The organism is uncultured Fibrobacter sp., assembly GCF_947305105.1.
GTDB lineage: Bacteria > Fibrobacterota > Fibrobacteria > Fibrobacterales > Fibrobacteraceae > Fibrobacter.
In genome coordinates this window covers 22,953-43,835 of the sequence record NZ_CAMZCS010000009.1, presented here as the reverse complement: position 1 = coordinate 43,835, position 20,883 = coordinate 22,953, and the positions used below count along the sequence as shown (strand labels likewise).

The 20,883-nt window shown below is 51.9% G+C and carries 17 protein-coding genes; 11 read left to right on the top strand and 6 right to left on the bottom strand.

The genetic code is table 11. From position 1 onward, the window contains the following. Positions 1-25 precede the first annotated feature (25 nt). Positions 26-3,886, bottom strand: a complete 3,861-nt coding sequence (locus Q0Y46_RS06345; RefSeq protein WP_297945904.1) for a glycoside hydrolase family 9 protein — start codon at positions 3,884-3,886, stop codon at positions 26-28. A gap of 338 nt (positions 3,887-4,224) precedes the next feature. Between Q0Y46_RS06345 and Q0Y46_RS06340 the strand changes: the two genes are divergently transcribed. Next, entirely contained in the window at positions 4,225-5,883 is a 1,659-nt protein-coding gene (locus Q0Y46_RS06340) for a bifunctional indole-3-glycerol phosphate synthase/phosphoribosylanthranilate isomerase (protein ID WP_297945903.1), read from the top strand. A gap of 5 nt (positions 5,884-5,888) precedes the next feature. Here Q0Y46_RS06340 and Q0Y46_RS06335 read toward each other — a convergent pair whose 3' ends face one another. Together Q0Y46_RS06335 and Q0Y46_RS06330 are read right to left on the bottom strand one after the other, a co-directional pair. Continuing rightward, positions 5,889-6,560: a hypothetical protein gene (locus Q0Y46_RS06335; protein WP_297945902.1), complete on the bottom strand. Its 672-nt coding sequence runs from the start codon at positions 6,558-6,560 to the stop codon at positions 5,889-5,891. A gap of 12 nt (positions 6,561-6,572) precedes the next feature. Continuing rightward, a complete protein-coding gene (locus Q0Y46_RS06330; protein WP_297945900.1) occupies positions 6,573-8,093 on the bottom strand; it encodes a hypothetical protein in 1,521 nt (506 codons plus the stop codon). Positions 8,094-8,628: 535 nt separating this feature from the next. Here Q0Y46_RS06330 and trpB point away from each other — a divergent pair. After that, positions 8,629-9,897 carry a tryptophan synthase subunit beta gene (gene trpB, locus Q0Y46_RS06325; RefSeq protein WP_297945898.1) on the top strand — a complete coding sequence of 423 codons (1,269 nt, stop codon included), beginning with the start codon at positions 8,629-8,631 and terminating at the stop codon, positions 9,895-9,897. A gap of 122 nt (positions 9,898-10,019) precedes the next feature. After that, positions 10,020-10,763, top strand: coding sequence for a tryptophan synthase subunit alpha (gene trpA / locus Q0Y46_RS06320; protein WP_297945896.1), 744 nt, complete (start codon positions 10,020-10,022; stop codon positions 10,761-10,763). Here trpA and Q0Y46_RS06315 read toward each other — a convergent pair. Together Q0Y46_RS06315 and Q0Y46_RS06310 are read right to left on the bottom strand one after the other, a co-directional pair. Next, a complete protein-coding gene (locus Q0Y46_RS06315) occupies positions 10,760-11,755 on the bottom strand; it encodes a hypothetical protein (RefSeq protein WP_297945894.1) in 996 nt (331 codons plus the stop codon). The genes trpA and Q0Y46_RS06315 overlap by 4 nt on opposite strands. Next, positions 11,731-12,141: a hypothetical protein gene (locus Q0Y46_RS06310; protein WP_297945892.1), complete on the bottom strand. Its 411-nt coding sequence runs from the start codon at positions 12,139-12,141 to the stop codon at positions 11,731-11,733. Before Q0Y46_RS06310 ends, Q0Y46_RS06315 begins: the two co-directional genes overlap by 25 nt. On the opposite strand from Q0Y46_RS06310, the gene Q0Y46_RS06305 reads away from it, so the two are divergent. Genes Q0Y46_RS06305 through Q0Y46_RS06270 form a run of 8 tightly spaced genes read left to right on the top strand, consistent with a single transcriptional unit; the run spans position 12,124 to position 19,888 of the window. Continuing rightward, entirely contained in the window at positions 12,124-12,726 is a 603-nt protein-coding gene (locus Q0Y46_RS06305) for an ATPase (RefSeq protein ID WP_297945890.1), read from the top strand. The genes Q0Y46_RS06310 and Q0Y46_RS06305 overlap by 18 nt on opposite strands. A 7-nt stretch (positions 12,727-12,733) precedes the next feature. Beyond that, a complete protein-coding gene (locus Q0Y46_RS06300; protein WP_297945888.1) occupies positions 12,734-13,291 on the top strand; it encodes a hypothetical protein in 558 nt (185 codons plus the stop codon). A gap of 17 nt (positions 13,292-13,308) precedes the next feature. Continuing rightward, on the top strand, positions 13,309-15,066 hold the full coding sequence (locus Q0Y46_RS06295; RefSeq protein ID WP_295862367.1) for a V-type ATP synthase subunit A: 1,758 nt from the start codon (positions 13,309-13,311) through the stop codon (positions 15,064-15,066). Beyond that, complete coding sequence (locus tag Q0Y46_RS06290; RefSeq protein ID WP_072799621.1) at positions 15,059-16,360, top strand: V-type ATP synthase subunit B; 1,302 nt, start codon at positions 15,059-15,061, stop codon at positions 16,358-16,360. The genes Q0Y46_RS06295 and Q0Y46_RS06290 overlap by 8 nt, the downstream gene beginning before the upstream one ends. 1 nt (position 16,361) lies before the next feature. After that, positions 16,362-16,994 carry a V-type ATP synthase subunit D gene (locus Q0Y46_RS06285; RefSeq protein WP_088627880.1) on the top strand — a complete coding sequence of 211 codons (633 nt, stop codon included), beginning with the start codon at positions 16,362-16,364 and terminating at the stop codon, positions 16,992-16,994. Next, positions 16,991-18,919 carry an ATPase gene (locus Q0Y46_RS06280; protein ID WP_297945885.1) on the top strand — a complete coding sequence of 643 codons (1,929 nt, stop codon included), beginning with the start codon at positions 16,991-16,993 and terminating at the stop codon, positions 18,917-18,919. The genes Q0Y46_RS06285 and Q0Y46_RS06280 overlap by 4 nt, the downstream gene beginning before the upstream one ends. Before the next feature lie 39 nt (positions 18,920-18,958). Further along, complete coding sequence (locus Q0Y46_RS06275) at positions 18,959-19,414, top strand: V-type ATP synthase subunit K (protein WP_083532182.1); 456 nt, start codon at positions 18,959-18,961, stop codon at positions 19,412-19,414. A gap of 18 nt (positions 19,415-19,432) precedes the next feature. After that, a complete protein-coding gene (locus Q0Y46_RS06270) occupies positions 19,433-19,888 on the top strand; it encodes a V-type ATP synthase subunit K (protein ID WP_072799628.1) in 456 nt (151 codons plus the stop codon). A 222-nt stretch (positions 19,889-20,110) separates the two neighbouring features. Here the strand turns inward: Q0Y46_RS06270 and Q0Y46_RS06265 are convergent, their stop codons facing one another. Next, positions 20,111-20,851 (bottom strand): hypothetical protein, encoded by a 741-nt coding sequence (locus Q0Y46_RS06265; RefSeq protein WP_295679589.1) that lies wholly within the window; start codon positions 20,849-20,851, stop codon positions 20,111-20,113. Positions 20,852-20,883: the final 32 nt, after the last annotated feature.

Here is a 20,883-nt window from a genome sequence, read left to right as displayed (position 1 = left end):
TCCTTGTATGAATGTTTATGGCTGGCTATTTTATGCGGATTGTCTTTGAGACAAGCCTCGTGGAGCCTGTTGTGACAAGCACGTGCAGGGCACCGGTGCGGCGTAACGAGCGCAATTCTTCTTGCGGGATGCTCATGTTTTCGCTTTCAAATTGCGTTTTGTAAAGCGTGTTCCCGAGCATATCGAAGATGCGCACGGATTTCGTGCCTTTGCCGGGGGCGTAAATTTGCAGTGTGTTCGTGACGAGGGCGATAGAACCCTTCTGTGCAGGAACTGATAGCGGCTTTGTGCCGTAGTCGTCGGTTTTTTCCGGTGGTGGTTCGTGGAGGGCAGGCTTGTAATAGCCTTCCAGAACGGGAGTTTCTGGCCCGAATCCCGAAATGTACTCGTCATTGCGGAAAATCGTAATGTAGGGATTGACGGGGATGTAGTCAATGCTGTAATTTTTCTTTTCGAAAGGTAGACCGGCATATTCGGCACCGTCCTTGGCGGAATGAGCCATCCAGGACCAATCAGCTGTGGTTGCCGAGAGTTCCTTTTTAATTTTGGTCAGCATAACATCACAGGTGACGTAATTGTCCGTGGTTATCGCAGTAGAGAAGAAAATATCGATGCTTCTTACTGTCATTGGACTCATTTCGTTGAAATTGATTGGAATTGGGAAATAGTATGTGTATGTACCTGCCTTTTTGTCGTAGGTGCTTTCTATGCGGATGGGGTGGTTGTGTTTCATGGTGCTTGATAAATCATTTTGGTCGTTACATATCGTCATGAACCCTGCTTGGTCAGTGACTGTACACAAATCGTAAAAAGTGTGTATTTGGCATTTTTCAATTTCATCGGGCTTGGCAGTCATGTAAAGCCTGAGGGAAAGACTGTCGTATGCCTCGCGTTCGTTGTTGTGGACTGTTAGGCTCAGGAAGTCCATATCGGAGTAATCGTACTGGTATGCGGTGACTTCGATGTTGCGCTTGCTTGCCGGTGTCGTGAATTGCAGCTGCGCTCCCGAAGTGTCTGTGCATAAGGGGGTTCCGTCGCTTTCGACGCAATAATTGTAGGTTGTCAGCGCTTTCAGGTTATGCAGGCGAACGTGGTGATTTATGACGGGGCGGTCTACGAGATCGGCGTTGCCATCGCCTGTATTTTCCATATCCTTGGGCTTGGTTGAACTTTGGCTCCAGTAAACCTTAGAATTCAATTGTATGCTGGTTCTCCAGGTGATGTCGGCACTGTCGCCCGAGAGGGAAACTTCGAGATTCGTGATATCTACAGGTGTGATTTCCTTGAGCGTCTTGAAACTGAAAGGAGTCTTCTTGTCGTCTTTCCACTTTGTCGTGGTAGAGCTATCGTCAAGGATGTTGGTCAGTGTTACGTTGAAATAGTATGTTTTGTCGGCCGTTAATTGATTGAGGACGATAGTCTCCTTTTTACCTTTGGTGGTCACCGTCTTGGCCGAAGACAAATCCTGTTGGGTAGAATAGGTAAGGGTGATGTTGCTGTTCCTGTCGCTTGCGACATGGACGATGGCGGAATCCTTGCCTACATAGCTGACGTTCACCTTGATACCGCTAGGTGCGGCGGTGCGGTTGAAACTCTTTGCCACGATGGCTGTGGACGACATGAGTGTCGCCGATACGTCGAGGCAAGTTTCGGATATACGATAATCTTCCCAGCTCAAAGAGGAAGGTACCATGGAATTTACGTCGTTTGGTTCCTTTCCACCGAAAACGCCTCCAACGGGCGGACGGTATTTGTATTTGGGGGCCGGACCAGTGCGCCCTTCGGGGTTCGATGCACGGTGATGCGGGTGGGCATCGTTCTTGTCGCCGATGCCGTAGACAAACGAAATATCCCAGGGGTTCATGCCGAGCATGTAGTTGAGCTGGTTGATGCCGAGTTGACGAGTTTCGCCGGCTTTCCAGTTAGGGGTTCCGAGGGTGGGCAATTTTATATTGTTCTTTTCGAGGTCTGCTGCTACGTCTGCATAAGCGAGGACATCAAAAATGTTGCCGACATGGCCGCGGTTGACAATCCAGATGCTTGCGTTGTGCATTGTGTACCATGGGGGGGCGTAGCGGATGGAATTTGACGTCCATCCGATATCGCCTTGCGGCAGAGTGATTGTTTCGGTGCCTTCCTCCGATACATAGCCTAGGTTGGCAATCATGTCGATGACGCAGTCTTCGATGGCGCTCAGCCATTCTGCTTCGGTCAGGCCGAATTCCTTGGTCGCTTTGGCCTTGTCGGAAAGGATCAGTTTGTATAATGCATAAAGGGCGTAGGTGTGGGCCCCTGCCCAGCCTGTATTGATGCGCTTTAGTAGACCCCTATCTTTGGACATGAACCAACCGCCGTCGAAGCATCCTGCGCAACTGTCCATGAAGGCTTGGTCTTTGTGCAGGTCTTTGGCGCGGAGGGCGTCGTCGGCATACTGTTTTTTGCCTGTTGCGTAAAGGAGCGCGACGGATGCAAGTGCCATGTCTTCAAAAAAATCGATGGTGCCGGTATAGGCGGGGGAGTTCCAACCGGCGGCGAATTTGTTGTTCTTGAAGGTCTTGCCCCCGTCGTATTCGCTTTTGCCTTGGGCGAGAGCCTTGGCGAAGTCGTACATTTTTTCGGCGACCATCAGGCAGCTGTCGGCAAAATCCTTGTCGTACGGGGCGTATAGCTTGCCCACGAGCGCAAGGCCGGCCGCGGTTTCGCCACCGATGTTTGAACCGATTTCTCCCAAGCGTACAGTTCTAGCTGCAGGTCCTCCGCGGTTTGCTCCCGCACTGGAGGAGTCTGTCGGTAAAAGGTCTTGAATTTCAGGAATTTCCCACCAGTTGTGGTCCGAAGCAATGTTTCCTACCGAGAGGGCCATGTCGTCAATGACGCCCTTGGCACGTTTGAAGGAACGGAGTACAAAGTCGGCGCCGTGTTTTGCTTCGCGGAGCATGTCGGGGATTCCGTCGGTATTTGCTATTTCGCCTTGGTTGTAGGCGTAGTGGTCATTGTCCTTGTCGGCGTTTGTCGCTGCCATGACTGCTGCAACCATGAAAGCGTACATTTGCGTCTGTGATTCCTTGAGGTGGTCTCCGCAATCGTACCAGCCGCCTTCCAGAGTGCCTGCTTGCGATTTGTCGAATGGCCCGCGGACATCTTCTGCTTCGGTTACAACTGGTCCGCCACCGTCCAGGGTGTGGCTCGGACCATGGAACCAGGATTCCGAGTTGCCGCTGCGCTGGATGCCGTAGAACTTGAGCACGGCGTCGCGAACCATTGTGTACACGTCGTCGCTGACAATGAATGTGCTGGAAAATTCCTGGCCCACCTTGATGCGCAGACGCTTGTCGGTCGGGACCCCTTGCGGGATGTGTCCGATGCGGATGGTGCCCGAGGGACCGGTGAAATCAATTTGGTAGCGATATTTGATGTATTCTGTGACGCTCGTTCCGGCGATGATGGTCCAATCGGATGCTGTTGCGGTGTTTGTCGTTATGAATTCAGCCTTTACTGCCGGGCTGAGCGACTTGCCGTCTTCATCGACGACCTCAAATTCGGTAGCCTTGCCGACATGGTAGAACTGGCGCTCGGTATCGGAGGTCAGGTAGCCCGCCTGGTTCACGCGGATAGGCGAAATGTGGGTGTTCAAGGCGTCGAGGTAGGCTTGGTCCAAGGTGTCGGGAATAAAGGCGTTTGCCTTGTACGATGCCGGTGTTGCGTCTTTGGGGAGTATGTCGTGCAATTCCGTCACGGTCGTATCGTATGTGCCAATGATCGTGTCGTTCCAACTGAGTGGATAAACCGGCCGAATCAAGTCGTAGGGGGTGTCGGCTGCGAGTGCAGAAACAGCCATGCCCATGGCTGTAGTTCCGAAAATTGCATATTTGAACATGCTTTTCATCGGCTTACTCTCCTTCACATAGAGCGAATAAAGTGGTTTGTATGTAACATAAATGTACTATAATTTTCACCTCTTTGGTGTAAATACGTAATTGTATTTGCCTTTAATTGCGGTGTCTTGAGTGTAACTCACTTGCCAATGAGTTTTACGATTCCTAAATTGCGGGTATGCAGATTAAAGTGGCAAGTACAGCAAAAGAATTTTTTGCCAACCGCTGGTGGTGGGGCTCTATTGGATAGAGTCCGTGTTTGCGTTTAATCTGGAAAGGTTTACAAAGGCATTCGGACTCACCGGATGCCTTTTTTAGGTTCCGGGACCATGGTGCCAAAGAGGAAAAGATGAGTGAAGACATTCTGAGCAAGATAGTGCGGATGCGCCGTGAGGATATCGAGCGGTTAGGCTTGAATTTTGGAATAGAAATCCCGGAACGGCGCCGTGGTGGCCATACAGAATTTCTCGGCAATGCGGGGGCGATACTTGAAGTCAAGCGTGCATCGCCATCGAAGGGTGATATTGCGCCTGATTTGGACCCTGTGGCTTTGGCGACGACTTATGCCGAAGCTCATGCGCAGGCGGTTTCGGTGCTCACCGAAGGGAATTTTTTCAAGGGCTCTCTCCGTGACCTGATTGCGGTGGCCGACCTTATGGAACGCCGTCGTCAACAGGGCTTGCATGCGTGCGCAGTGCTCCGCAAGGATTTTCTCTTGTTCGAAGACGAAATCGATATCGCTTATCGCTGCGGTGCCGATGCGGTCCTCTTGATTGCTCGAATTCTTGATGACGAACAACTCGTGAAAATGGCTCGCCGTGCACAGAAGTTTGGGATCCAGGCATTTGTTGAGGTCCGGGAGAAGGATGATTTCCGCAAGCTGAACCTCGTGCTGGAAGCGCTTGGCGATGCAGCTGCAAAGACGGTTGTCGCGGGCGTGAATTCGCGCGACCTGGCTACGTTCCATACGGATCCGCTGGTGCCGGCATCGGTTCGCAGCAAGCTCCCGGCCAAGGCTGTCTTTGAATCAGGCATTTTGAGTGCTGGCGATGCTGCCTATGCGCGCAGCCTCGGATTCACGGGAATCCTTGTGGGGGAGGCCGTTGCGAAGAATCCTCCGCTGGCGAAAGAAGTGGTTGGCGCCTTTGAAGCGGGCTGCGAAAATGCGCGAGGCAAGTTCTGGAAAAAGTTTGCGGAACGAAAAGTGCTGAAACACATTCACGCATCGTCTAACGTCACTTGTCATTGCGAGGAACAAAGTGACGAAGCAATCTTTGGCAAGAATCGTCCTTTGGTCAAAATCTGTGGCATCACGCGCGTTGAAGACGGCATGCTGGCCGCCGAACTCGGCGCAGACATGCTCGGGTTTGTATTCAGCACCACAAAACGGCTCACGACCGAAACGTTTGTGCGCAGCTTTAAAGAGCGATTGCTTCGCCTTGCTCGCAATGACAATCAAAACGCTTGTCTCGCTTGTTCAATCCCGCTCCTCGTCGGTGTCATTACCGACCTGAATTCCGAAGAAGGCAAGACAGCCATCAAGCTCGCGCAGGAAGGCGTCCTCGATGCCGTGCAGTTCCATGGAATCCCGACCCCCGTGCTGTCAAAGCAAGCTCCTGCGCAATCAAACCAAGCATGTCATTGCGAGCACGAAGTGCGAAGCAATCTCTATCCGGATATTCCTTGCTATGCAGCCGTCCGCGTGGGCGAAGCCTCCGACTTCGAACAAGTCGCCAACCTCCGTAAGAACGGGGAACCCCGCATCTTGCTAGACGCAAAAGTTGAGGGCATTCCCGGCGGTACAGGCAAAACTATTCCTGAGTCATTGCTGCGCGAACAGACGAGCGATCTTCCGCTCTGGCTTGCGGGCGGCATCACGCCCGAAAATGTGGGCACGATTTGCGAAAAGTTCCATCCTGAACTCATTGACGTTTCCAGCGGTGTCGAAGACGCCCCCGGAATCAAGAACCATGAAAAAATGAGGGCGCTGTTTGCTACGTTGTCTTAATCTGATTAATATTTGATTGTGACATCCCATTTGAGCTCGTAATTTTTGGCCCAAGTATCGCTTTGTGGGATAATCGTGTTGACTTTTTTTCCGACATTGTTAATGTCGTAGCATTTTCCAGAAGATTTCCATACATCGCTTAATATTAGATTGCGTTCATATACGATTGGACAGATGCTGATTTGGTCAATTCCACCATTCAATTTTTTTGATAAATTTTCATGTCCACTCCAACTTCCAATATTGTCGTTTAGTCTAATTGCGTTCGTTCTGACGGAGTCTTTTAGGATGTTATTGGTGTATGTCCTAATCACAAAAGATATGCTTGGATCCCCATCACTGTAATTATTTTTGTTGCTTTGCTCCTCCTCCCAATTGGCCGAAAGCTGTTTGAACTTTGTTAAGTCAATTAGGATGGAAAAATTGCTGTTAAGCGTTGAATTAGCTCCGCTGTTATAATTGCTTTGTGAATAGGAACCGCTTTGGCTCTTAGAAGAATTTGTAGTAGAGTTGCTTTCTTTTGAATTGTAATCTCTGTCTATTTTATATCGAGTGTCTGCAATATCGTCTTCCGTTTTGTCAAATGGGTTTGCGTCGCTGCAAGCAGTAAAGAAACATGCCAAGAAAGAGATTGCGCAAATGAAATTTTTTGATGCTGTTTTGTTGAATAAATACATTCTCTTTGCTCCTTACCAAGCGATATCCATGCTGAATTTTACATAATCTGCATAATTCTGGATTTCTTCAGCATAAGTGACAATCCCTAAAGGCAATCCTTGAATCTGCAAGGAAAAATGCCTTGTGAGTTCAAAACCGATACCGATATTAAATAAGAATTCCCAATCGGTAATCTTGAAAAATCCATGGTTGATGTTGTAGTCATCATCCCATGACCTTTCGTATTTAACCCAGCCGTAAATGGGTTTGCGGATGTGGACGCTGGTGCTAAAGAACAATAGGGGTATTCCGAGTCTCATTTGTAGAGGAACTTCTATCATGGCGTTATGATACATGATTTCTTCTGAGATTTCGTCGTCAATTGTATGATAGACCATTTTTCCACCACTTAATGTTGACACCCCCCAACTCAGAACATCGTCATAATATGTACTAGTTTCTTTATTGTTGTTAGAATATATCATGTTGTTTTTGAGGACATAAGTAGCTCCATGGTAGAGGGCATTAAAGCCTATTTGGTACGATCCCCATCGGTAGAAGTATGTGCGTTTAAAGAAGCCGAGGATTAAACCGAAGTCATCATTGCTGTCATCTTTATCCTTTGTTTCGTAGCCCGCAACGTATTTTTCGTAGAAACCTTCAATTGCTAAAGTTATGCCATGATATACATTTTTTTCTTTTTTTGTAGAATCTCTTGTTGCCGTTGAATCTTTTGCTTTGCTTGTGTCTTGGACCGCCATGGGTGCAGTTGTGTTATTTATAAAAACTGTATCCGGCTTGGGTGGCGGGGGAGGCTCAAGTTCTTTGATTCCTGCAATGGTAAAGTTGTCCTGCTTTATACTGACTTTTACAGAGCAAGCTCGTGCTTGTGGCAGGTTATCGCAAAAATTGAAAATTTTGCTAGCAGACTCAAATGAAGCTTCCATGTCGGCAAGGCTTTTCTCCACGGCGGCAATGCTATCGGCAATGGCTTTTTCTTGTGCTTTTTTTTCTTCTTCCGCATGGATGCTGCAAAGGCATTGTTCTTCAACTTTTGTGCAAACGGGATTGTTTTTGTCGGCTGTGTTCTCGCATGTTTCACAGAGGTTTCTGCATTCTTCGCTTAGGGGTGGGAGGAAACTGATTGTGTCTGTTTTCTCTTGTACAGGAGTTGTCTTTGCTTTTTCTTGGGTCCCGTTTTCCTTGGTCAGGTTTAGAAATGTGCCATTAGTGATGTTTACTTTGAACAGGTTTGTGCTTGCGGTGCTGTTTTCCCGTATCGCAGTGGCAAGGGCTCGGATTTGCTCTTTTCGGAAGGCGAGTTTTTGTTCTTGTGCGATGGAATCTTGCACTCTTACTTGTTCCAGAGAGTCGCTTCGCTTTTGCAGGCTGTCGAGAATGAGGGTGCAACTGCCGCAGACTTGGTCTACTTTTTGACAGGTCTCGTTTTCGGGGGTTGAGGTGCAATCTACGCATAGCTGCACGCAAGGATTGTCTGCGTAGGATGTGACTATGGTTAATGCGATGACCAATATAAACAAGGTCTTGTTCATGGGCGGGCTCCAAACGAAGTAGTTGTAAATATATATTAATGCAAAAAAAAGAAAATGCGTTTTATTGCATTTAATGCGTAATTTGGACGTAATCGTAATATTTTTTTACAAAAATCTGTTTATAACCTATTGACAGACAACGAATTAGTATATATATTGCTTACCATAAAGATGAAATTGGCAATCCGCTTCGACGCTTGCGCAGCTTGCGATGAAGTTCTCGAAACGGGATTTTGGCTTTGCCAATTTCATCAAGTGTTTAACAGAAGGCTTCCGGACACACCGGAAGCCTTCCTTTTTTTCGTTTTTCTAAAGGCAACCCCTTGCCAGCGAAAAAAGACATTCCTAAATTATGCGCCATGAAGATGAATGAAGCAATCCGTTTCAACCGTTGGTGGTGGGGCTCTAGAACATAGAGTCCGGTTTTGCCGATTTCATCAAGTGTTTGCAAAAGGCTTTCGGACTCTCCGGAAGCCTTAATTTTTTTCCCGTTTAACCCCAGCCACTAATCACCAACCACTGTTTACTAACCACTATGATTACCTCCAACAACGGTTTCTTTGACAAGTTCGGCGGCAAGTATGTTGCCGAAATCATCCGCCGCCCGCTCGACGACCTCGAAACGGCATTCAACAAGTACATCCACGATCCGGAATTCCTCGAGGAGCTCCGCATCATCCAGCGCGACTACATCGGGCGCGAGACTCCGCTGTACTTCGCCCCGACGGCGACCGAACTCCTGGGCGGTGCGCAGATCTACATCAAGCTCGAAGGCCTCGCCAACACGGGCGCCCACAAGATCAACAACGCCATCGGTCAGTGCTTGCTTGCTAAGAAGATGGGCAAGACCCGCATCATCGCCGAAACGGGTGCAGGTCAGCACGGGCTCGCCACCGCCGCCGCTTGTGCGAAGCTCGGCCTTGAATGCGTCGTGTACATGGGCGAGGTTGACGTTCGCCGTCAGCAACCGAACGTGGCCACCATGGAAATGTACGGTGCGAAGGTCGTGCCGGTCACGAGCGGCAGCCGCACCCTGAAGGATGCCGTGAACGAGGCGATGCGCGACTGGGCCACGAACTTCCAGAACACTCATTATGTGCTTGGTTCTGCCCTCGGCCCTGCTCCGTTCCCGGATATTGTCCGTACGTTCCAGTCCATCATCGGCGAAGAAGTCAAGCGCCAGGCTGCCGAACGTAACATCAACATTGCCGCGATCGTCGCCTGCGTGGGTGGCGGAAGCAACTCCATCGGCGTGTTCACTCCGTTTATCGAAGACAAGAACGTGCGCCTGATCGGTGCCGAAGCCGGTGGCATTGGCCCGAACATGGGCGAAAACGCCTCCCGCATGACGGGTAACGCGAGCCGCGAAGGAATTGTGCAGGGTTACAAGAGCCGCTTCCTCATCGACGAAGACGGCCAGTCGCTGCCGACCCGCTCCATTTCTGCAGGGCTTGACTACATGGGTATCGGCCCGCAGCTTGCCGCCCTCGGTGAATCGGGACGTGTGGAATTCACGAGCATCCTTGACAAGGAAGCCTTGGATGCGGTCAAGTTCTTCGCCCGCAACGAAGGCATTTTGTTCGCACTCGAAAGCGCACACGCCGGTGCCGCCGCCATGAAGATTGCGAAGGAACTCCCGAAAGACAAGGCGCTCGTCATCAACATGAGTGGCCGCGGTGACAAGGACATCTTTATCACGAGCCCGGTGTTCCGCCCCGAAAAGTGGAAGGAATTCCTGAAGGCGGAACTCAAGCGCCTCGAAAACAACGAAGATATCCATGACGCGGAGATAATGAATAAATAGTAGACAGTAGGAAGTAGACAGTAGACAGTGATGTCCCGTATCCCACTTCCTACTTCTAACTTCCTACTTCCTACTAAAACCTTTTAACAGCGGCAAAGCCGCGAGAATTTATTATGAACCTAATGTCTCATCTCATTGCCGGGTTCCCGGACGCAGAAACTTCTATCGCCATCGCCGATGCCCTCGTGAAGGGTGGCGCGAACATCCTTGAAATCCAGCTTGCTTTCAGCGATCCGAGTGCTGACGGTCCCGCTATCCAGACGGCATCTACTGTCGCGCTTGAAAAGGGCTACTCCACCAAGCAAGGGCTTGAAGTTGTGAAGAAGATTCACGAACGCCACCCCGAAACGCCTATCTACATCATGACCTACGGCTCGCTCGCTTTTACGCCTGGCGTTGAGAATTTCGTGAAGATGTGCAAGGACGCGGGCGTTTCCGCCTGCATCATTCCGGACCTGCCGTTCGATTGCGACGAAGGCCTCACCGAAGCCTGCAAGAAGCACGGACTCGAGAACATCCCGGTGGCAGCACCCAGCATGACGAAGGAACGCCTCGAAACGATGGCTTCTGCAGGGTTCAAGTACATCTATGCGGCTCTCCGTGCAGGCACGACCGGCAGCGAAACCACGATTGACCAGGCAACGCTCGACTTTATCGACACTGTGGGTAAGGGTGGCGCGAAGGTGCTCGGCGGTTTCGGCATCCGCAACGGCGAGCAGTCCAAGGTGCTTTCCAAGCACGTGTACGCCGTGGTCGCAGGTTCCGTGTTTGTGAACATCGTGCTCGGCAACGAAGACTCTGCCGAAGGCCGCAAAAAAGCCATCGCCGAGATCGAGGCGAAGGCTAAGGAAATTGCTGGAATTTAAAGGTCTTTTTCGCCCACCCGGACTCTGTGCTTCGGGTGATTCACTTTGCCCGAATCGTTGTGCACTTTTTGCTGAGGATTGAATCGCCTGAAGAATGATTCTATGGCCTCTGGGTTTGAGGATTCCCATATCCCGCTTGCCCCGAAATTGCTTTCAAAAAGGTGCTTTTCCAGTTGCTCGTAGTGGGTTCCGACTACTTTAAGTTCTAAGACTTTTACGGAATCACGGTACATCGTGACTGTTGCTTTCGAGAGGCACAGGCACCCCCCGGCAAAAGACTCCTTCTTGGAATCTCGGAGGAGGCTGAGAAATTCCGTGAGCTGCTCTTGCGAAAGTTCCACGCGGTGCGACTTCATGTTTTCCTTGTCAAGTTCATTGGCGTGTGAAAGAATTTTAGGGAAAGAGAGTGTCGCCCTGTCTACGTTTTTCACAATGTCCAGGAGAGGAGTTCTGATTGCGGTATCGGACTCAAAAATCATGCTTTCCAGCACGTCTTGCATCGAGGTGGAATCTTCGCGAACGGCACAGGGCCTGAAGATTACCCCCTGATTGCGCATGAACTGGTTGATTTTCTTCATTATGACCGATTTCTCGGGTTCCCATACGCCGATATCGTTCCCGATGCGACCTATTTTTTCGGCAATGCGGAACTCGGCGACGGGCAAGGTATCGTTGAATAGCTGTACGCGCAGACCTGTCGAACATTCTGTATGGAACGTATCCTGCAGGGATTCCTTCGCGTCGGCAAGGCGCAACATCTGCACAAAGTTCTGGTAAGTGCGTTCGTCGATGACCTTGCCTTTTGCATATTTCCCGAGCCCTTCGGGTGTCACGAGCATCATGTTTGCGCTGTCCAGGGCTTTTAGGAGTGGCAACGTCTCGTGCCGGGAAAATTCCCCGTTTATATGTTCACAAAACACGGCCAGACTCACCGCCACGACCACACATGTTGCGGCTATACCGCAGATTACTCTTTTGTTTTTCCAGAACATGCCGTAAATATAATTTGATATACGGTCCATTTTAAAATGAATGTAAAACGTACCATTAAAAGCACTTTGAATTTACTCCGGAGCAATGGGCATTTTTGACTTTTTTGGCCGTTTTTCCCGAAATTTCGCCCTTTAAAAGGTAAAATTATAGTTACTTGTGGCTGTGCACCTTGACAACTCGGTTGCATTTTTTGCGTTTCTTCGCCATTTTTTGCGTTTTTATCCGAAAAGCGGAAATTCTTTTTTGATTCATCCGTTTTTTTGCGAAAAAAACTTTGTCTTTTTGTTTTTTTTGCTTGTATATTCTTTTTGGCTTTTTTCGGGAAAACGTTTTTTCCCGTGCCTGAAAAAGAATATTGGAGATATATATGGCAGAAGATTTGCAAGCCCTTATGCAACGCATCCAGAAGGATGCCGTAGATAAAGCAGAAAACGAGGCAGCGGCTATTATCGCTCGCGCCAAGGAAAAAGCAGCCGAAATCGTGAAGGCTGCCGAAGCCGAAGCCGCGGCAAAGCTTGAAAAGGCGGACAAGGACGCCGAAGCGTTCACCGAACGCAGCGAACGCACCCTGGAACAGTCTGCCCGCGACCTTCTCCTTTCTGTGGGCAAGAATCTTGAAAAGATGATTTTGGACCTGCTCAACCTCCAGGTGGAAAAGTCCCTCGACGAATCTACCGTGAAGGACATGCTCAAGACCCTTGCGAAGAACTATTCCTCCGACATCGAAGTGGACTTCTCCGAAGCCGATGCCAAGAAGCTTACATCCTTTGTTACGGGCGAATTTGCCAAGGAACTCGGCAAGGGCGTCAAGGTCGAAAGCGACAAGGGCGTCAAGTTCGGCTTCCGCATCAAGCTCGACGGCGGAAAGGTCACCCACGAATTTACCGAAGCTGCCATGGCCGATGCTCTCTCGGCCCTGCTCCGTCCTCAACTTTCCCGCGTTGTAAACGCCGCTGCCCAGGCCAAGTAGGTTAGCGATGAGCTCTCCTTCTTACCTGATGGCGTCTCTTCCGATGCTTGAGATGGGCGATGTTCCGCCCCTCTCCATGGAAGAGTTCCGTCACCGCTGCGTCGGTGTGCTGTCCGAGCCGGAACTTGCGGCCCTGGACGCCGTGCTCGATGACGGTGAATGCGAAGAATGTGACGACGAGTTCGTTCGTGCCTACAAGGCCCACGAAATCCAGATGAAGAACGTTTCGGGCAGGCTCCGCGCTGCTGCGTGGGGGCCCGATGTCCGTTTTACGGACAAGTCCTTCCCGGGCTACGATGTCACTTTCGCGAAGATGATTCAGGACGCGTTTGCCAAGTCGAATCCTATGGAAAAAGAGCAGGATATCGACAAGGCCCGTTTCTGGCTTGTGGACTGCCTTGCCGGTGTAGGCGAGGGGACTGTCAAGCATGTTTACGCATATGCGATCAAGCTGAAAATTTGTGAACGCTGGGCCCGCCTGACTGAAGAAGCCGGCGACAGCGCTGTTTTGAATGTTATTAATGCAAACGACCCTGCATACGCCTCTACGGCTGAGCAGGAATGACCGGAGGTCCATTTTCAATGGCTAGTATCGGAAAAATCATCGGCGTGAACGGAAACTTGATCCGCGTCAAGTTCGAAACCGCCGTGTCCCAGAACGAAGTGGCGTATGCCAAGCTTACCCAGAAAAACAAGGACGGCAAGTCCGAAGTTATCCCCCTTAAGAGCGAAGTCATCCGTATTCGCGGTGACTACGCCGAACTCCAGGTGTTCGAAGACACCACGGGGCTCAAGACGGGTGACGAGGTGGAATTCACCGGCGAACTTTTGTCCGTAGAACTTGGCCCCGGCCTTTTGACCCAGGTCTTTGACGGTCTGCAGAACCCGCTCCCGAAGCTTGCCGAAGAATGCGGCTTCTTCCTGCAGCGCGGTAAATATTTGAAGGCGCTCCCGCGCGATAAAAAGTGGGCATTTACCCCGGTCGCCAAGGTGGGCGATGTGGTTGTTGCGGGCGATACGCTCGGCACTGTTCCCGAAGGCGTGTTCACGCACCGCATCATGGTGCCGTTCCGCCTGCTCGGCAAGTGGACTGTTGAATCGGTTGCTGCCGCTGGCGAACATGTGGTTGAAGATGTGGTCGCCAAGCTCAAGAACGACAAGGGCGAAACCCAGGACGTGACGATGGTGCAGACCTGGCCGGTGAAGATGCCGATCAAGGCCTTCGAAGAACGCCTCCGTCCGAGCAAGCCTCTGACCATGCAGCAGCGCATTATCGATACGTTCTTCCCCGTGATGCAGGGCGGTACGTTCTGTACGCCGGGCCCGTTCGGTGCCGGCAAGACCGTGCTCCAGCAGCTCATGAGTCGCTACGCCGACGTGGATATCGTGATCTTGGCCGCTTGCGGTGAACGTGCAGGTGAAGTGGTGGAAACCCTCCGCGAATTCCCTGAACTGATTGACCCGCGTACCGGCAAGTCCCTCATGGAACGTACGCTGATTATTTGTAACACGTCTTCGATGCCGGTGGCTGCTCGTGAAGCTTCCGTGTACACGGGCGTGACTCTCGCCGAATACTACCGCCAGATGGGCCTGAACGTGCTCCTCTTGGCTGACTCTACCTCTCGTTGGGCACAGGCCTTGCGTGAAATGAGCGGCCGTCTGGAAGAAATTCCGGGCGAAGAAGCCTTCCCGGCTTACCTTGAATCCGTGATTGCCGCCTTCTATGAACGCGGTGGTGTGGTTCGCCTGAAGGACGGCTCTACCGGTTCCGTAACGATTTGCGGTTCCGTGTCGCCTGCAGGTGGTAACTTCGAAGAACCGGTGACCCAGGCTACCTTGAAGGTGGTGGGCGCATTCCTCGGCCTTAGCCGTGAACGTTCCGACCAGCGCCGCTTCCCGGCAATCCACCCGCTGGATTCCTGGTCCAAGTATGAAGGCATCATCGATAGCAAGAAGGTTGCCGAAGCCCGTCACATCCTCGCGAACGGCGTGGACGTGAACAACATGATGAAGGTGGTGGGCGAAGAAGGTACTTCTATCGATGATTTCGTGATTTACCTGAAGTCCGAATACCTCGATGCCGTTTACCTGCAGCAGGACGCCTATAACGAAATCGACGCCGCCTGCTCCGCCGAACGTCAGAAGTACGTGTTCGACAAGGTTTACACCATCCTCAAGACCCCGATGAAGTTCAGCGAGAAGGACGTCGCCCGTACGTTCTTCCTCAAGCTCACTCAATCGACGAAGGACTGGAACCGCGTCAAGTTCGATTCCCAGGAATTCAAGGACCTTGAACAAAGTATTTTCGCTTCCGTGAAGGAGGTTTCCGCTAATGCATAATGTGGCATACCATCGTATTGAACGCATCGCCGGTTCCGTGATTACGCTCCGCGCCGAAGGTGTAGCAAACCAGGAACTTGCCCAGGTGACAAGCTCGTTCGGAACATCCCTTGCCCGCGTGATCCGCATTGACGGCGACATGGTGGACTTGCAGGTGTTCGCAGGTGCCCGTGGTATTTCGACCGACTCCGAAGTGCGCTTCCTTGGTGAACCGATGAAGGTCCCGTACAGCGAAGCCTTGCTAGGCCGCGTGTTTAACGGTGCCGGCAAGCCCCGCGACAACGGCCCCGAAGTGGATGGCGAACGCATTACTATCGGCGGCCCTTCCGTGAACCCCGCCAAGCGTATCATCCCGAAGACGATGGTGCGTACGGGTATCCCGATGATCGACGTGTTCAACACGCTCGTGGTTTCGCAGAAGCTCCCGATTTTCTCCATTGCCGGTGAACCGTACAACGAACTTTTGGCCCGTATCGCATTGCAGGCCGAAGTGGACGTGATTATCCTCGGCGGCATGGGCCTGAAGCACGATGACTACCTGTACCTGAAGGACTTCCTCGAAAAGAACGGTGCTCTTTCCCGTACGGTGATGTTCATGCACACCGCCTCTGACCCGATCGTGGAATGCTTGCTCGTGCCGGATGCATCCCTCGCTGTGGCTGAAAAGTTCGCTACCGAAGGCAAGAACGTGCTCGTGCTCCTCACCGACATGACGAACTTTGCAGACGCCATGAAGGAAATCGCCATTACGATGGAACAGATTCCGTCGAACCGTGGTTATCCTGGCGACCTTTACTCTCAGCTTGCCAGCCGTTACGAAAAGGCTGTGGACTTCGAAGGTTCGGGCTCCATCACTATCCTTGCCGTGACGACCATGCCTGGCGACGACGTGACCCACCCGGTTCCGGACAACACCGGTTACATTACCGAAGGTCAGTTCTACCTGCGTAAGGGCCGTATCGAACCGTTCGGTTCCCTGTCTCGTTTGAAACAGCAGGTGAACGGCAAGACCCGTAGCGACCACCGTACCATCATGAACACCATGATCCAGCTGTACGCAAGCTACAAGGAAACTTTGGAAAAGCAGTCCATGGGCTTCAACATGAGTAACTGGGACCAGAAGCTGTTGAAGTATGGCCAGCGTTTCGAAAGCGAAATGATGGACCTTTCCGTCAACATTCCGCTGGAAAAGGCTCTGGACCTTGGCTGGGAAATCCTTGCCGACTGTTTCGCACCCGAAGAAACGGGTATTCCGACCAAGATGATCAACGAATATTGGCCCAAGAAGGGGTAATATGGCGAAGGTCAAGTTAACTAAAAACGCCCTCAAGGCGGAACGCGACGCATTGAAGCGCTTCCAGCGCTATCTGCCGACGTTGCTGCTCAAAAAGCAGCAGCTGCAGATGGAAATGCGCACGCTCCAAGAGAGGGTGATGGCTAAGCGAGAAGAGGAGGACAAGCTCCGCAAGAGCATGGCTTCCTGGATTTCGCTGTTTGCCGAACCCATCGAATGGTCAAAGTACCTGTCGGTGAAGGAAGTGCGCCAGGGCGAAGGTAACATCGCCGGCGTGAAGATTCCGACATACGACGGGGTAGACTTTAATATCGCCATTCCGGATTTCTTCACCACGCCCGTGTGGCTGGACGACGGTATCAGAAGCCTCCAGGGCCTGATATCGCTGCGTCTCGAACGCCGCGTGCTCGAAAAGCAGTACGAACTCCTCTCGAAGGAACTGCGTACCACGAGCCAGCGCGTGAACCTGTTCGAAAAGGTGAAGATTCCCGAAGCGAAGGAAAATATCCGCGTCATCAACATCTTCCTGGGCGACCAGCAGACGTCCGGCGTTGCCCGCAGCAAGCTTGCGAAGGGTAAGGCCACCGCCCGTACCGCTGCCCAGGATGCACTCGCGAAGGAGGCCGCCGCATGATTACTCCTATGAAGAAAGTGACGGTGCTGACGGTTGCAGGTGCAGTTGAAGAGACGCTCCAGGCGCTCCGTACGCTTGAAATTTTGCACCTCACGCCCTTGCAGGCGGCAGCAGGCGCCAAGCTGAACAAGGCCCGCGGCGAGATGAACCGTGTGCAGAAGGCCTTGGAAGTGGTGCCCGAAAAAGCCCCGAAGGGTGTGACTCCCGTGAAGGATGCCGCTCCGGCTGCAAGCCTTATCGATGAAATCCAGAACCTGGTTGCCGAAAGCAAGCAGGCGGAAATCGACAAGGAACAGGCCGAAGAGGAACTCACCAAACTTTCCATGTTCAAGAACCTGGACCCTGCAACGGCAGCAGCCCTGCAGGCGAAGGGTATCTTTGTCAAACTCTACCAGCTCCATGCCGGTAAAATCCCGTTCGAAGTCGATGGCGAAGGTGTCGTCGAGGAATTCGGCCAGGATGAAAACGGCAAGTACGTGGCTGTCGTGAGCAGGGGAGAAGCCCCTGTCGCCGTGAAGGGCAACTTCACCGAAATCTCGATGCCGCAGAAGTCGCTTGCCGAATACCGCGAAATGGAAGCGAAAGCCAAGGAAACGCTTGCCCGCGTCGAAAAACGCCTGGGTGAACTTTCGGGCGTCAGGGAATCTATCGAAGACAAACTCCTCGAAGTGGGTGACGACTACCGCATGGTCGAAGCCGAGGCCTCGATGGTGGGCGACAAGAACGTCGCTGCCGTGCAGGGCTTCTGCCCGGCTCCGCGTGTCGGCGAACTCGAGAAGGCCGCCCGCGAACACGGCTGGGGCCTCCTGGTGGACGACCCCGCCGACGGCGACGATATCCCGACGCTGTTGACCTACAGCAAACTCAGCCGCCCCATGCAGTTCCTGTACGACATCATCGGCATTTCGCCGGGGTACAAGGAAGTGGACGTGTCGGCCGTGTTCCTTTGCTTCTTCAGCATCTTCTTTGCGATGATTGTGGGCGACTCGGCTTACGGCCTGTTGTTCCTCGGTCTGGCTCTCTTTGCCCGCAAAAAGATGCCGAAGGCGAACCCTGCTGGTTTCCACTTTATCTACCTCATGAGCATCGCCACCATCGTGTGGGGTGTCATCAACGCAAGCTTCCTCGGGCTTTCTCCGGCGCTTGCGGGGTGGACGTATTACCTGGACATCACCAACTACGGCTGGTTGCCTGAACCGCTGAAGAACGCGATGCTCTGGATCCGCACCAGTGCCCCGACTGACCCTGCGAAGTTCGAAGCCTACAAGGCCTTCGCCCAGTCGATCACGATTCTGCCCGAAAGCTTCGTGCCGAAGGCCGCAGGTGCTTCCCAGATGCAGCATATCCAGCTGTTCTGCTTCTGCATCGCCGTGGTCCACCTGAGTATCGCTCACGTGTGGAACGTCTGCGTGCGCATCAAGCGCAAGGACTCCACGTTCATGGCGCAGGTGGGCTGGCTTATCGGCTGCTGGGTGATGTTCTTCCTTGCGTGCCAGATGGTGCTCGGTATCGACATGCCGAAGTTCGTCATCCCGATGTTCATCGTGGAAGCCGTTCTCCTGGTGCTCTTTACCGTTCCGCCGAAGCGCCTCAAACAGGACTTCATCAGCATCCCGATGCTCGTGCTCGACGTGGTGAACAGCTTTACCGACGTGATCAGTTACATCCGTCTGTTCGCTGTGGGCATGTCCGGTGCTGCCATCGCCGAGGCGTTCAACGACATGCTTTCGCCGCTGTTTGGCTCCGCTGTCGGTATCGCCGGTGCAGCCTTCTTGCTGCTCTTCGTGCATGGCCTGAACATCGCGCTTGCGGTCATGGGCGTCGCGGTCCACGCGGTACGTCTGAATACACTCGAATTTTCAAATGGACTTGGCCAGGAATGGAGCGGATTTGCCTTCGCCCCCTTCGCCAAGCAAAAAAATTAAACCAAGGGATGATTCCCGCTACTTAATGAGGAAAAAACAATGGAACCGAATACAATGGTGACTCTCGCTAAAATGGGTGCTGCAGCTGCGCTTGGCATTGCGGCTATGGGCTCTGCCCTTGGTTGCGGAACGGCCGGTATGTCCGCCATCACGATGTGGAAGAAGGCTTATGCCCAGGGCAAGTCCGCCCTCTTCACACTCCTGGTGTTCGTGGGTGCCCCGATTTCCCAGACGATTTACGGCATGCTTTTGATGAACTTCATCCTGAGCAAGGCTGCTGAATCCGGCTTTACCAACTGGGGCGGCTGCCTCGGCGCCGGTATCTTCGGCGGTCTCGGCATGATGGCTTCTGCCTGGTACCAGGGCAAGTCCGCAGCTGTGGCTTGCGACGCCCTCGGTGAAACCGGCAAGGGCATGGTGAACTACCTGATGGTGCTCGGTATCGTGGAAACCGTGGCCCTGTTCGTTCTCGTGTTCTCCATGATGGTGCTTTAATCCAGCGAGGTAACACGTATGGATCAAGCTCAACTTTTAACGCTCGCGAAACTCGGCGCGGTGGCGGCCTTGGGCCTTGCCGCGGTGGGTTCTGCGCTGGGCTGCGGGACTGCCGGCATGGCGGCCATCGGGGCCTGGAAGAAGGCGTATCTCAAGGGTAAGAACGCGCTGTTTACGCTGCTCATCTTCGTGGGCGCGCCGATTGCGCAGACAATCTACGGCATGCTCCTGATGATGTACATCCTGAACAAGTCCCAGGCGGCTCCGGCCAACTGGGCTGCATACCTGGGTGTCGGCATCTTCGGTGGCATCGGCATGATGGCTTCTGCCTGGTACGTGGGCAAGTCCGCTGCGGACGCCTGCAACGCCCTCGGCGAAACCGGCAAGGGCCTCGTGAACTACCTGATGGTCTTGGGCGTCGGCGAAACCGTCGCGCTGTTCGTCATGGTGTTCTCCATGATGCTGGTGTCGTAGCGGTGCTACGAGTAGGAAGTAGACAGTAGGCAGGATTGTCATTGCGAACCCCAATTTCAGTCTTGGATTCTTAGCCCAGGTGAGCTTAAGAATTGTATGCCAATGAATTGGCAACAATTCTATACCACCTTCGGTGTCAGAATGACAAACCTTTAAAAAATGCCCCGTCACTTAAAAAGTGGCGGGGTGTTTTGCCTTAAAAGAAAGACGATTCCTTGCTGTTTATCCCCCTATTGGGAAACTTGTATTTGGAGTGTTCCAAGTGTTATAGCAATTACTGTCACACCATACTTTAATTGTCGTTTTTATTGATGGTGCATCAACATTTAAGCGGAAATGAAGATATCGGTAATAGCCATCTGAGGCCGATGGCGGTTTAGAATTCGTTTCAACAATTTTAAAACTGTCTGGGGGAAACCACTTGTCAAATGTAATCCGTTTTTCTTCCTCAGGCTGGTCATAAAACCAGTGGAAATAGAAGGAAAGACCTTCTTTTATATAAACATGGACTTTCTTTGCGTTTTGACATCCATATTCCGTGCAACCGTATATATCGAAGAATACTTTTGCGATATCGTCATAAAAGTTACTTTCTGCTCCATTATCATGAATGACTCCGGCATATATCTGTAATGTGACGACATTGCTATCATTTTTATAAGATCCCATTAGTGCGCCTAGATTTAAACTCATTTTTCCCACTACGGAATTGTTTTCACATAGATGTATTTGCTCATGCTGGGGTACATAGATGTTCTCAAATCGCTCGCAATCAGCCCAATTTTTGTAATATGGAGTTAAAAGCTCTAATTTCGGCATCCAGTCCACAATTGCAGTGTCTAATTTCGGGCACCACAAATACTCTAGATCGGCCTGATTTGTCACATCGCAGCGTTCGCCATAAGTACAGCCCCAAAATGTAAACGGTAAAAATATTAGCAGACTAAAAAAGAATTTTTTCATACAATACCATATAGCTTTTATCTTATTTAATA